The organism is Mobilicoccus caccae (assembly GCF_030161635.1).
Taxonomy (GTDB): domain Bacteria; phylum Actinomycetota; class Actinomycetes; order Actinomycetales; family Dermatophilaceae; genus Mobilicoccus; species Mobilicoccus caccae.
Window position 1 is genome coordinate 4052711 of sequence record NZ_BSUO01000001.1, and the last position, 12737, is coordinate 4065447.

11 protein-coding genes are annotated in these 12737 nt (G+C 70.3%); 5 read left to right on the top strand and 6 right to left on the bottom strand.

What is annotated here, in order from left to right; genetic code table 11:
- The first annotated feature begins 44 nt into the window (after window positions 1-44).
- Complete coding sequence (locus QQK49_RS19965; protein ID WP_284305510.1) at window positions 45-1118, top strand: alpha/beta fold hydrolase; 1074 nt, start codon at window positions 45-47, stop codon at window positions 1116-1118.
- Window positions 1119-1421: 303 nt separating this feature from the next.
- On the opposite strand, the gene QQK49_RS19970 is transcribed toward QQK49_RS19965, so the two are convergent.
- Window positions 1422-1910 (bottom strand): Lrp/AsnC family transcriptional regulator, encoded by a 489-nt coding sequence (locus QQK49_RS19970; RefSeq protein WP_284305511.1) that lies wholly within the window; start codon window positions 1908-1910, stop codon window positions 1422-1424.
- 118 nt (window positions 1911-2028) lie between these two features.
- Between QQK49_RS19970 and QQK49_RS19975 the strand changes: the two genes are divergently transcribed.
- Window positions 2029-3189, top strand: coding sequence for a trans-sulfuration enzyme family protein (locus QQK49_RS19975; protein WP_284305512.1), 1161 nt, complete (start codon window positions 2029-2031; stop codon window positions 3187-3189).
- A 16-nt stretch (window positions 3190-3205) separates the two neighbouring features.
- On the opposite strand, the gene QQK49_RS19980 is transcribed toward QQK49_RS19975, so the two are convergent.
- The 3 genes from QQK49_RS19980 to QQK49_RS19990 all read right to left on the bottom strand — a co-directional run bounded on the left by QQK49_RS19980 (window position 3206) and on the right by QQK49_RS19990 (window position 7625).
- Window positions 3206-4798 carry a heparinase II/III domain-containing protein gene (locus tag QQK49_RS19980; protein ID WP_284305513.1) on the bottom strand — a complete coding sequence of 531 codons (1593 nt, stop codon included), beginning with the start codon at window positions 4796-4798 and terminating at the stop codon, window positions 3206-3208.
- Window positions 4799-4864: 66 nt separating this feature from the next.
- On the bottom strand, window positions 4865-6439 hold the full coding sequence (locus tag QQK49_RS19985) for a S10 family peptidase (protein ID WP_284305514.1): 1575 nt from the start codon (window positions 6437-6439) through the stop codon (window positions 4865-4867).
- Between the two features lie 214 nt (window positions 6440-6653).
- Window positions 6654-7625: a DUF559 domain-containing protein gene (locus QQK49_RS19990; protein ID WP_284305515.1), complete on the bottom strand. Its 972-nt coding sequence runs from the start codon at window positions 7623-7625 to the stop codon at window positions 6654-6656.
- Window positions 7626-7876: 251 nt separating this feature from the next.
- Here QQK49_RS19990 and QQK49_RS19995 point away from each other — a divergent pair, with 251 nt between their 5' ends.
- A complete protein-coding gene (locus tag QQK49_RS19995; RefSeq protein WP_284305516.1) occupies window positions 7877-9571 on the top strand; it encodes a DNA polymerase in 1695 nt (564 codons plus the stop codon).
- A gap of 5 nt (window positions 9572-9576) precedes the next feature.
- Here QQK49_RS19995 and QQK49_RS20000 read toward each other — a convergent pair whose 3' ends face one another.
- Window positions 9577-10551: a helix-turn-helix transcriptional regulator gene (locus QQK49_RS20000; RefSeq protein WP_284305517.1), complete on the bottom strand. Its 975-nt coding sequence runs from the start codon at window positions 10549-10551 to the stop codon at window positions 9577-9579.
- A gap of 124 nt (window positions 10552-10675) precedes the next feature.
- Between QQK49_RS20000 and QQK49_RS20005 the strand changes: the two genes are divergently transcribed.
- Both QQK49_RS20005 and QQK49_RS20010 read left to right on the top strand, forming a co-directional pair.
- Window positions 10676-11071: a RidA family protein gene (locus QQK49_RS20005; RefSeq protein ID WP_284305518.1), complete on the top strand. Its 396-nt coding sequence runs from the start codon at window positions 10676-10678 to the stop codon at window positions 11069-11071.
- A gap of 102 nt (window positions 11072-11173) precedes the next feature.
- A complete protein-coding gene (locus QQK49_RS20010; RefSeq protein ID WP_284305958.1) occupies window positions 11174-11401 on the top strand; it encodes a sigma factor in 228 nt (75 codons plus the stop codon).
- On the opposite strand, the gene QQK49_RS20015 is transcribed toward QQK49_RS20010, so the two are convergent.
- Complete coding sequence (locus QQK49_RS20015; RefSeq protein ID WP_284305519.1) at window positions 11341-12525, bottom strand: IS110 family RNA-guided transposase; 1185 nt, start codon at window positions 12523-12525, stop codon at window positions 11341-11343. The two genes, QQK49_RS20010 and QQK49_RS20015, sit on opposite strands and share 61 nt — an antisense overlap.
- Window positions 12526-12737 lie beyond the last annotated feature (212 nt).

Genomic DNA, 12737 nt, shown 5'->3' on the forward strand with positions numbered 1-12737 from the left:
TCGGTTGACGCTGCTCGCCTGATCGGGCAGGGATGATGTCGGGTATGACGACGACGGCTCGAGACGGACGTGTCCTGAGATGGGCCGGGATCGGTCTGGCGGCAGCGGCCGTCACCGGGGCGGGGTTTCTCGGCCTGCAGATCCGGGAGAACCTGACCTACGTCGACCGCGGGATGAGGCGCGTGTGGGCCGCGGGCTATGCGCAGCGGCGCGCGACCGTGGACGGGTCGCTCATCAGCTACGCCGAGGGGCCCGACAACGGGCCGGCGCTGCTGCTCATCCACGGGCAGTCGACGGACTGGAAGAACTATTTTCGTGTGCTGCCGGAACTGTCGCGGCGCTACCACGTGTATGCGCTCGAATGCTACGGTCACGGCGACTCCGGCCGTGCTGTGGAGAAGTACAGCGCGGTGCGGCACGGCGAAGACCTGCAGGCGTTCATCGCGCGGGTGATCGGGGAGCCCGTCATCGTCGCGGGTCACTCTTCGGGTGGGCACCTGGCCACGTGGCTCGCCGCGAACGCGGGCGGTCAGGTCCGTGCCGCCCTCCTGGAGGATCCGCCGTTGTTCACGACGGTCCTGCCGCGAGCCAGGGAGACGTGGAATTACGTCGATCTCGCGACCAACGCGCACGACTTCCTCGCCTCGGGCGATACCGACTTCGTCGAGTACACCCTCGAGAACTCACGCATCTGGCAGTTCTTCGGAGGAGGTGCGGAGTGGTTCAAGCAGCAGGGTCGTGACTATCACCGCGCGCATCCGGGCGCAGGACCGAGATGGTGGGCGCTGCCGCCACTGATGAACGAGTCCTTTCGTGCCCTGGGGCAGTACGACCCGCGTTTCGGTGACGCGTTCTACACCGGCTCCTGGGACGAGGGGTGGGATCACGCGGACACCCTCGCGCGCATCACCGTCCCCACCACCCTCGTCCACACGAAGGTGCAGGTCGGAAAAGACGGCATCCTGCGTGGCGCCATGTCGGACGAGGAGGCCGACCGTGCCTTCGCCCTGCTGCGCGACGGCCGCTTCCATCGCAGCGACACCGGGCACGGCTTCCACGACGAAGCCCCCGCGGACTACGTCCGCCTGGTCGACGAGCTGGCTACCCGCGCAGGCTGATCGGGACGAGGCCGACGCGCCGGGACCACGCTGGGCAGGGGCGGGCGACCCATGGTCAAACGGACAAGACGAGCGTAGGTTGGCGGGCTATTCGCTCGACATGATCCTGGGGAGCTCGACATGGCTACCAGTGCGTTCGAATTCTCCGAGTCCGCGACCACATCGCGTTCTCGGCCGTCACGTTTCACCGCCCGCGGCACGGCTCAACTCGCCGCTTTCCTCCTCGCGGTGCTCGCACCGGGCCGGCGCCGACCGTAGGGCGACCCGGGGGCTCGGTGACGGATGGCGTGGCGGCGTCTCCGGTCAGCTCATCGGGTCGGTGATCGGGTGGGTGCCGCGGCGGGAGTCGAAGATCAGCGACGTCTCGGCGTGCAGCACGCCGGGGCGGTTGGTGAGGTGGTCGAGGACGAAGTCGCGCAGCTCGTGCGCCGACCGGCAGGCCAGGTGGACGTAGAAGTCGGTGGCGCCCGAGACGTGGTGGAGGCTGATGACCCCGGGGACCTGGGGCACCTCGTCGGTGAATCGTTCGATGTGCGCGCGGGCGTGACCACCGAACCGGACGGCGACCATGGCCTCGACGGGACGTCCGACGGCAGCGGGGTCGACCGCGGCGTGGATGCCGCGCACGATGCCCCGCTCGCGTAGCGCCTTGACCCGCGTCAGGCACGTGGATTCGGCGATGCCGGCGGTGCGGGCCAGCTGTGTGTTGGAGAGGCGGCCGTCCTTCTCCAGCGCGGTGACCAGGATCCTGTCGATCTCGTCGAGTGGGCGATGCTCGGGACGGGACGGCATGGCTCTCCTTCGCTAAAACAGGCAGTGAGCAGAGGATTCTGCGAATCCATTGATTCTCTGAAGAAGAATCTACACACTGAGGGAGCCAGGCCCACCCCACCGACGTCGGAGACTCACCATGTCCCACCGGTTCGACACCACCGCCGTGCACGCCGCCCGCGAAGACCTCGCGTCGCTCGGCGTGCACGTCCCGCCCATCGATCTCTCCAGCACCGCCCCGGTGCCCGACGTCGAGACCGGCGGTGACTCCTACGAACATCTCGCCGGCGGTGGAGTGCTCGAACCCGGGCAGTCGACGGTCTATCAACGCCTCTGGAACCCGACCGTCGCGAGGTTCGAGGAGGCCCTGGCCCGGCTCGAGGGGGCCGAGCAGTCGGTGGCCTACGCCTCGGGGATGGCCGCACTCAGCGCCGCGCTGCTCGCGATCGTGCAACTGGGACGCCCACACGTGGTCGCGGTGCGTCCGCTGTACGGCGGTAGCGACCACGTGCTCTCCACCGGACTCCTCGGCACGAGCGTGACCTGGGCGCAGGCCGACACCGTCGACGCCGCGATCACCCCGGACACCGGGCTGGTGATCGTCGAGTCGCCCGGCAACCCGACCCTCGAGCTCGTCGACATCGCAGCCGTGGTGCGGCAGGCCGGGACGGTGCCGGTCCTCGTCGACAACACCTTCGCCACCCCCGTCCTGCAACGTCCGCTCGACCTCGGAGCCCGGATGGTGCTGCACTCGGGCACCAAATTCCTCGGCGGACACGGCGACCTGCTCGCGGGCGTCATCGCCACCGACGCCGAATGGGCGGCGCGATTGCGGGCGGTACGGGCCTTGACCGGCGGAATCCTGCACCCCCTGGCCGCCTACATGGCCCACCGGGGGTTGCAGACCCTGCCCGTGCGCGTCCGCGCGCAGCAGGAGAACGCCACGGTCGTGGCGGCGTGGCTCGCGGACCGCCCCGAGGTGCATCGCGTGCTCCACCCCGGGATGCCGGGCACCGACCCGGGCGGTCTCCTCGGACGCCAGATGGCCGGCCCCGGAGCGGTACTCGCCTTCGACGTCGGTGACTACGAGGCCGCGGCGCGCGTGGTCGACGGGGTGCACCTCATCACCCACGCCGTCTCCCTGGGCGGCGTGGACAGCCTCATCCAGCACCCGGCCTCGCTGACCCACCGGCCGGTCGCACCGAAGGCCCGCCCGCTGCCCGGAGTCCTGCGGCTCTCGGTCGGGCTCGAGGACCCGGCCGACCTCATCGCCGACCTCGAGCAGGCGCTGACCCGCTGAGCGGGCGGCGCAGGCCTCACCTCACCGCGAACGTCGTGGCCGTGTTGCGGTAGCTCGAGTCGATCTTGATCGCGATGGCGTTCCGGCGTTCCCCGAAGCGGAGGTACTGCCAGCCGTCCTGATACCGGGAAGACCCGACCGAGACGCGCGAGATGGTGCCGCCGGTGGTCATCACCACCCGCTTGCCGGTCACCGAGTTCCTCGCCACCAGGCCGGATTTCGAGCGACTCACGAGCTTCCAGGTGTGGTCGAGATGGAAGTGCTGGGTCGAGACGACGCCGCGCGGCCAGCCGTCGACGACCGTGATGCGCTTGCCCGGGTCGTCGACGGTGACCCGGCGGACGTGATCGACGCCGTAGGCCCGGTCCCGCACCACCGTCGTCATGACCCTGCCGGTGTTGGTGAACGACGTGACCCGACCCGTCGCGCCGGCATCGAGGGCGCGTCCACGGGCGACGCCGACGTTGTGCGCGTACGGCTTCTTCCACCACGGTGCCGTCGGGCTGACCGGGTCGTAGGTCGAGTAGCCCGGGCCGGTGAGGACGCGGGAGCCGGCGGTGCTCCACACCACCGAGCTCTTGTCGAAGTGCCCGTGCGCCCAGGTCTTCGGGCCGTAACGCACGACGAAGTAGGACGTCTTGGGGTCCTTCCAGGAGAACCGTCCGGCGAGCCACCCGGTCTGTTCGTCGCGAAACGCGCCGGGCTTCTTGCCGCGGCCACCGGGGACCCCGGGCACGCGCAGCGAGTCGCCCACGGAGGTGACCATCCCGTCGGGCTCGGTGAGCCATTGCGAGGCCTCGGCCACCCGCACGAGCTTGGCGTTGATCTTGGCCGGGATGGGGGAGCCGGGCAGCACCTCCTCGATCATGCGGCCGTACGCGGCCCACTGCCCGTGGTTGTCCTTGTGATAGGCGGCCGACTGCTCGAAGCTGACGCCCCGCGTGGAGAAGGCGCCCTCGATCTCGTTCGACATCCGCTGGGCCGCCCGCTCGATCCAGTCGGCCCGACCGACGAGCGACCCTGCGGTGATGATGAACTGGTTGGCCATCAGACCGTGATTGTGGATGCGGCGGTAGGGCGGGCCATAATACCGTGGGCCGAACTGGAGCTCGACCTCGACCGCCATCATCGCGGGGATCCGCTCGTCCTTCGACAGGTGATAGAGGCAGTTGAGGGTCTGCAGCCGGCGCAGCGAGGTCCCTTCGTCCCAGCCGTGGACGCTCCGGCCGGTGTCGGGATTCTCGGTGTAGAAGCGCTGGACCTGCGCGACCGTCCGGGCCACGGCCTCGTCCTGCCCGTGCGCCGCGGCCTTGCGCGCCACCTGCTGCGCCCACCGGAACGAGTAGAACCACATCGTCCAGGCCGGGTCCTTCGAGGGGGAGTCGGTCCAGACGCGCGGGTCGATCCTGCCGACCGTGAAGCGGTAGGGCGACAGGTCCACCTCGATCGGTTCACCGTCCTTGACGGCGCTGTCGATCGGGTCGGCGCACGGCGGAACGATCGTGCCGAACCTCGCCGCCGGGTTGATCGTGCGTGATGACGTCGCCTGCTCCGAGGCCACTGCAGCGGGTGCGGACGGTGCCGCGAGGGACAGGGCCAGGGCTGACACCACTGGGACGGTCGGGGTCCGGGCGAGCTTCATGGCACCAGGTTTCGGACGGTGTGGGAGGTGTCCTTACCTCCTCCCACTCGACCGCAGCGCGGGAGTCTGTAGCGAAAGTGCTACGACATCAGTGATGTTCGCCGTCGTCTGGCGCGTCGGGTGAGGCATCCCCGGGGCACGCGCGTCGCACGAACGCCGCGATCCCGCGCAGTTCCTCGACGCGCGAGGACTCCCCGACGTACGGCATGTGACCGGTCTCGAAGTAGGCGTGCTCGATGCGGTCGAACGCCTCGGCGGGGAGCTTGAGGTGCGTGACCGTGTCGACGGCTGCGCCGTAGGGGGTGGCCAGGTCGTAGTAGCCGTACTCGATGCGCACCTGCAGGTGCGGGTTGGCGCGATGACGCGTTCGAGCTTGTCCGTGACATCGATCGGCTTGCCCTCGAACTCCTTGTACGACCACTGCGAGAAGGCGTCGGAGAACACCATGAACGGCAGGTCGAGATCCGAGTTCAGCTCGGCGCGCAGGTAGTGGTGGATCGCCGCCGCGTAGGGCCCCTGCAGTGCGTCGATGGAGGGGTCGGCGTCCATCTTCTCGGCGATGCGGGAGTGCAGGGGGCCGGTGATCCGTCCGTCGATGCGACCGACGGTGAGGCCGCGGTCGCGCAGCACCTCGGTGCAGTAGCGCCAGTGCTCCGGGCGCAGGTCGCACCGCAGGAGGTAGTCGACGGAGAGCCCGGTGAGCGCCGCGAGTCTGCCTGCCATCTCGGTGCGTTCTTCATCGGTCAGACGGTGCCCGCGGGCGAGGGCCGACCGGTAGGGGCCAGCGGAGAGTTCCTCGGCCTCGGCCAGGACCTCCTCGAGCGACCTGTCCGGGATCAGCCCGTGGTAGTGCGCGATGGCGGCGTAGGTGGGCAGGAACGACAGGCACGCCTCGTCGTGGCGCAGGTAGTCGAAGTCCTGACTGCCGAAGTCCAGGACCGAGCTGATGAGGACGAGCCCGTTGAGCTGCATCCCGTAGGTGTCGAACAGGTGCGCGGCCACCGACACCGCACGCGTCGTGCCGTAGGACTCCCCGCAGACGAACTTGGGGCTCATCCACCGGTCCTCACGGGTGCACCACAGCCGGATGAGCTCGGAGACCTGCTCCACGTCCTTCTTCCAGCCGAGGAACTCCTTGGCCTTGCCACCCTCGACCACGCGGGACTGCCCGGTGGAGAGGGGGTCGATGAACACGAGGTCGGAGTGCGCCAGCAGCGTGTGGGGGTTGTCGATCAGCCGGTAGGGCGGCGGGGTGGGGGAGCCGGGCTCGCCGGCGTCGACGATGCGGGGTCCGAGGAGACCGAGATGCAGCCACACCGAACTCGACCCGGGACCTCCGTTGAACACGAACGTGATCGGGCGGGTAGCCGGGTCTGCGTCATCGAGGGTGTACGCGGTGACGGAGAGCTCGGCGCGGGCCTTCCACCCGTGGAAGACGTCGTCCTTCGTCTCCTCCTCGCGGATGACGATGCGGCCCGTGCGGGCGCTGTAGGCCAGGGTGCCGCCGTCGACGTCGAGCGTGTGGCGGGTCGAGACGAGCGCATCCACGGGGTCGGGCTTCTCGGTGTTCGGCTCGGGCGTCTTCGCGGCGGTGTCATCGGTACCCATGCCGGTGACGCTAGGCGATCCGCGCGATGCTCTCGGCGGATTGCGCGGAACCGCCGATCCGTCGGTGGGACCGCCCCCTGAGCGGAACGAAGAACAACACCGACAACATCGACACGGCCTTGCCGGTAGCCGCAGGCCTGTGACCTGCGGCGATCTCAACAGCCCCGTCGTCGATGTTGTCGGTGTTGTTCTTCGCGGGTTGGGACTCGGGCGGTCACGTGCTCCGGACCAACGCCGCCGCCCGCACCATCTCCCGGACCCACCCCGGGTTCTTCATGACATCGCCGAAGCAGAACGGCAGCACGGTCCATCCCGCAGCGGTGAGTTCGGTGTACCGCCGGCGGTCCCGCGCGAAGGCCTCGACAGACCCGTGGAACTCGTAGCTGTCCGCCTCGACGACGATCCTCAGGTCGGGATCGGCCAGATCGACCCGGACGCGCCCGTTTCCGTGCGTGATCTCGTGCTGCAGACGGAGTCTCACCTCGGGGACGTCCGCGAGGACGGCGCGCAGCGTGGACTCGAACGGGTTCGCCGAATGACCGTCGGCCGCCTGGGCCACGCGGCGCACGCGGGGCGCTCCGCGCCCCCGGTAGCGGTCCGCTGCCTGGATCAGTTCACCCGGCTCGACCGACCCCGCGCGCAAGGCCGAGTCGGCGATCGCGAGCGCCTCCGGCCACGGTAGGTCGACTGCGCAGTCGATCACCGTGCGCAGGTGAGAGGTGGCGTGTTCCCGCCGCTCGGCAGGGGCCAGGTCGTGCCGGCACAGACGGACGGGCTGGTCGGCCACGTGGGTGAAACCCCGCCGCCCGTGCGGGAGGGCGATCTCCAGCACGGGCGGCTCACAGAGCACCGGCCACCCGTGATGGGAGGCGGCGCAGCGGTGGGACAGGGCGCCGAAGCAGCCCCTGGCATGGGCGTGCCGAGCCACGAGGGCTGCGACCTCGGCGTCGGTCGGTCCGAGGGCCCAGCGCGACCACGCACGGGCGAGGGTCGGGTCACCGACCCGGGGCTCGCTGTGCGTCGACAGCGCGTACACGCCCCGCCCCACTCGACGGATCGTGTCTCGCACGAGGGCCGACCGCACCGTCGCGGCCGAGGAGGCGCGCACCAGGTCGGCCCATCCGGCGATTCCACCGGCAGCGACGAGGGCGGCATGGAGCTCGGCCATGCGGGAGGGGTGAGGCATACCGCCATCGTGTGCCGGGCCCGTGGGTGAGTCGTGGGCGTTGTCCACAGGGGCAGGCCGGGGCGCTGCGGGGGTTCGGCTGCTGGGGGCTCAGCGGATGAAGAACAACACCGACAACATCGACGAAGGCCCTGCCGCCGGCCGCACCGCCGTGACCTGGATCGATCTCGACGGTCCCGTTGGCGATGTTGTCGGTGTTGTTCTTCGACTCGGACGACGGGTCTGTCGGGGGTCCCTCGTACGCTGCACTCATGCCCGACACCGTCGCCCTTGTCATCGGCCCGACGGCGGCCGACGCGTGGGGTGCGCCCGAGGTGCCTCGGGCAGCGGTGGTGGGGGCGGACGTGAGCGCCGTCGTCGATCTCGGGGAGTTGCCCGCCCTGGTGGCGCGACTCGAGGAGGGGCGGCCGCGGTGGGTGTGGTGGTCGGCCGCCGAGGTCGTGGGTCCGCTGCTCGCGGCGGGGGTGCGGGTCGCCCGGGCGTGGGACGTCGCCGAGGCGCACCGGCTGCTGGCGGGCGGATGGTCCGCGGAGCCGGCGGAGGCCTGGGCGCTCGCGCACGACCTCGACCCGGCAGGGATGCCCGCACGCCATCGTGGCGACCTACTCGATCTGCTCGGCGCCGACGAGACGCCGGGAACCGGTCCTGCGGACGACGTCACGCGGCCCGACGGGTACCTGCGCGCGGACGCGGCGGCCGGGGCCTGGGCCATCACCGACGACCGGCTGCTCACCTGGGCGAAGACCGTCCTGACCTGCGCGGACGCGCAGCACCGACTGGCCTCGGCCACCTCCCCGCGGCTGGTCGCGACGATCCATGCCGAGTCGGCCGCGGCCGTACTCTGCGCGGAGCTGGGGCATGACGGATTGCCGGTCGACCGAGCGGTGCTGCTCGACCTGGTCGAACCGATGAGCGGGCCGCCCGCCGAGCGCGACGCCCGGGTCCTCGCGCACGTGCCCGGCCGCGAGCACCTGGACCTGCGCAACCCGGCGCAGGTGCGCGAGCTGTTGGGTGCGGTCGGCATCGACGTGCCCTCGACCCGCAAGCACGTCCTCGAGCAGTACGCGAACGTCCACCCCGTCGTCCCGGCGCTGCTGGCATGGCGGGCCGACGAGCGGATCGCGACGACGTACGGGGTGCGGTGGATCGCCGAGCACGTCGGACCCGATCACCGGCTGCGCGGTGAGTGGCGCGCGTGCGACGGCGGCGCCGGCCGGATGACCGCGGCCAGTGGCCTGCACAACCTGCCGGCCCTCCTGCGTCCCGGGGTCGCGGCCCATGAGGGGCACGTGTTCGTGCGGGCCGATCTGGGCCAGATCGAGCCTCGGGTGCTCGCGGTGGTGTCCGGCGATCCGGCGTTCGTGCAGGCCACCATGGCCGACGACCTGTACGCGCCGGTGGCGCAGACCCTCGGGGTGGAGCGGGCGGTGGCCAAGGTGGCGGTGCTGTCGGCGATGTACGGAGGCCGCGCCGGCCAGGCCGCCGCGGCGTTGCAGGGCCTCGAACGCGCCTACCCGACGGCGATCCGGCTGCTCGAGGGGGCGTACGCGGCGGGGGTGCGCGGTGAGTCGGTGCGCACCTTCGGTGGGCGGCTCATCCCCACCACCCGGATGCTCGGCCCCGACGGACGGCCGGGCACGAACCCCGAACTCGACGCAGCCCGAGGGCGGTTCACACGCAACGCCATCATCCAGGGCGCCGCGGCCGAACTCTTCAAGGCGTGGGCGGCGACGGTGCGGGCGACGACCGCGCACCTGGGAGCCCGGATCGTCCTGTGCCTGCACGACGAGTTGCTCGTCCACGTACCCGCCGCCCACGGTGAGGAGGCCGCCCGGCTCGTCGACGTGGCGCTGCAGGACGCGTCTCGCCGCTGGTCGGGTGGATCAGGGGTCCGGTTCGTCTCGGACACCCGGGTCATCACGCGCTGGTCCGACGCCAAGGAGTGACCGACTCATTCCGTCGATCGCCCGTAGCGGGCGACGAGTTCGCGCGCCCGGTCACGCAGGGCGCGGCGTAGGGCGTCGGGAGCCACGGCCTCGGCGCCGGTGTCGAGTTGCCACAGGGCCCACGTCGCGTGCCGGAGATCCTCGAACATCACGTGCAGGCGCACCCACCCGTCGGAATCCGTCTCCTGCGAACGCACCGCACGCGCGTTCCGCAGCAGCTCCTCGCGGCGGGTGGGGTCGACCCGGACGACGACGGGGAGGTGGTCGGTGGACAGGAAGCGCGCGCTCCGCTCCTGCCAGATGCGGTCGAGGTCCACCTGGTCCGGGCGTTGCGCCACCTCCGGCAGCACCTCGGCCTGCGCCATCCGTGCGACGCGGTAGGTGCGGTCCTCACCGTCCTTGGTGGCCAGCAGGTAGGTGCGTTCGCGCACGGTGACCAGGCCGATCGGGTCCACCGTGCGCTCTCGGGGCGTCGCGCCGGGCGCGGCGTAGGTGAAGCGCAGCCGGTGTCCGGTGAGCACGGCCCGGCGGACCTCGACCATGACCGCGTCCGCGACGTCCTCCGTGGATCGGCGGCGGGAGAGCAGGTCGGTCTCCGGCTCGACGAGCAGTCGACGGGCGGCCTCGCCGAGGTCGGTGCGGCGGTCCTCGGGGAGGGTGTCGACCACCTTGCGTAGGGCGGAGGCGAGTGCCGAGCCGAGCCCGAATGCGTGATCTCCGCGCTCCGTTCCCGCGGTGATCAGCGCCAGGGCCTCGTCGTCCTTGAGGCCGACGAGTTCGGTGCGGAAGTCAGGCAGGAGCGCGAACCCGCCGTGGCGCCCGCGTTCGGCGTAGACGGGGACTCCGGCGCTGGACAGCGCGTCGATGTCGCGGAGCACCGTGCGGGTCGAGACGTCGAGTTCGTCGGACAGTTCCCCGGCGGTCATCCGGCCTCGGCGGCGCAGCAGCAACACCATCGAGAGCAACCGGTCGGCGCGCATCTCGTGAGTGTGCCAAGAAACATGACATCAGGTGTCGTGATTCGTCGGGAGGCTGAACGCGCGAGGCCCGCGACCGCCGATCCGGCGGTACGCGCACCCTCGTCACGGCCCTGGAGGAGCAGACATGGAACGAGTGGCGATCAACCCGGTGACCTGGTCGGTGGAGATGGGTTTCAACCAGGGGGAGGTCGTGTCGGGCCAGACCCGCACGCTGTACATCTCCGGGCAGACGGCGATGGCTCCGGACGGGCAGCCCGCGCACCCCGGTGACATGGCCGCGCAGGTGTCGCTCGCCCTCGACAACCTCGAGGCGGTGCTGGGCGAGGCGGGCATGTCGCTGGCCGACCTCGTCCGGCTCAACGTCTACACGACCGACGTCGACGCGCTCTTCCCTCACTACGGCGTGCTGGCGGCGAGGTTGGCCGCAGCCGGCGTGGCGCCCACGACGACGATGCTCGGCGTCATCCGACTCGCGATCCCCGGGCAGATGATCGAACTCGACGGAACGGCCGTGGCGTAGGGAGCCGGTCGGGCGGCTCGTGGCCGACGAGTGACACGTTTCGGCCACCCGATCCGTCACTGTGGTGACGGGCGATGAGGAGGCCGGCAGGTGAGCGATCAGGTGTTCGCGCAGGAGCGGCCGCGTCTGGTGGGGATGGCGGCGAAGATCCTCGGCGATGCCGTCGAGGCCGAGGACATCGTGCAGACGGCCTGGCTACGCCTGCGGAGCACGCAACGCCCGGAGTCGTCCGACCCGCCCCCTCCCGCCGAAACCGGCACCCTTCTGTGTCAAGCGGGGGTCTTGAGGGGGGTCGTATTCTGGGTGGTGACGGGTCCAGGAAGTGACTGATCCGAAGTGTCGGTGTGGGGCTGTGAGCCGGCCGCGCTGGATGACAGTGACGCGCCCCGGTGTCCTCCTGGGCCCGTCCTTTGTGTGGTGAGGACGTCGTTGAGCATGGTGCGGTAGAGGATGTCGGATAGGCGTCGTTTCAGGCAGCGCATTGCTTCGCTGGGGCGTTTGCCGGCGGCGATTTTCCGGTCGTAGTAGGCCCGTCCTTGGGTTGTGGGGGTGCGCAGCTGGACGATGGCCATGATGTGCAGCACGTGGTTGATCTGTCGGTTCCCGCCGCGGGAAAGGCGGTGGCGGGTGTTGTCACCGGAGGAGGCGTCGATCGGGGCGGTACCGTTCCAGGACGCGAAGTGGGCCTTGCTGGGGAACCGGGTGATGTCACCGATCTCGACCAGCAGCCGGGCGGCGCCGGTGGGTCCGATGCCGTGCAACCTGAGCAGGGCGGTCCCGGTGCTCTTGAGGAGCTCGATGAGTTCCTTGTCCGCGCTCTTCTTGCGGGCGTGGATCCGTTCCAGGTCGACCACCAGTTCCAGGGCGACCCGTTTGCGGGTCTTGCCCAGGGCGTCCTTGGGTCGCACGCCGGTCAGGATCGTGCGGGCGCGGGCGGCGGACAGGTCTTTCTTGGCCCCACCAGGGACGATCTCCAGCAGCAGGGCGTGCAGCTGGCAGACCTTGCGGACGTGTTCTTCCCCGATCCGGCGGCGCCGGTCGACCAGCAGCCGCAGGACTTCCAGCTGCTCGTCGTGGGCCACCGACTGCAACCCCGCGATCCGGGCCCCGACCAGGGCGATGGAGTGGGCGTCAGTGTCATCGGTCTTGCGGCCCTGGCCGGTGGCGAAGATCCGCATCCGGGCGGACAGCTTGGCCGGCACGTCCACGACCTGCTCGCCCAGCGGCAACAACCTGGCCACGACATGTCGACCGATGCCCTCACAGCCCTCGACCGCCCACCTCCGTTGGGGCCAACGCCTGACGTACTCCAGCATCGCGGCGAAGCCGTCCTCGTCGGTAGTGAACTGTCCGTGTCCGAGGATCTGCTCCTTGGGGGTCATCACCTCGATCGTGACGGTGCGCTTGTGCGGGTCCATCCCGATCACGACCGGACCCGGTGCCTGCTCGTTCATCAGCTGCCTCCTGACATCCTCGACATCGGTGGTGTCGGTCCGGAGGGCACCGCTACTACCAGCAGAGCAATCCCTTCTTCAGCCTCTCCCGACCATGTCGGTGGCCAGAGCAGCGCAAGCCGGTCGAGAGTCACACCACCAGGATGGACAGCCGGAAAAGAGCGACCACCCCGACCACCTAGACCGAGCCTGGCCAGGCACCGATCCTGAGG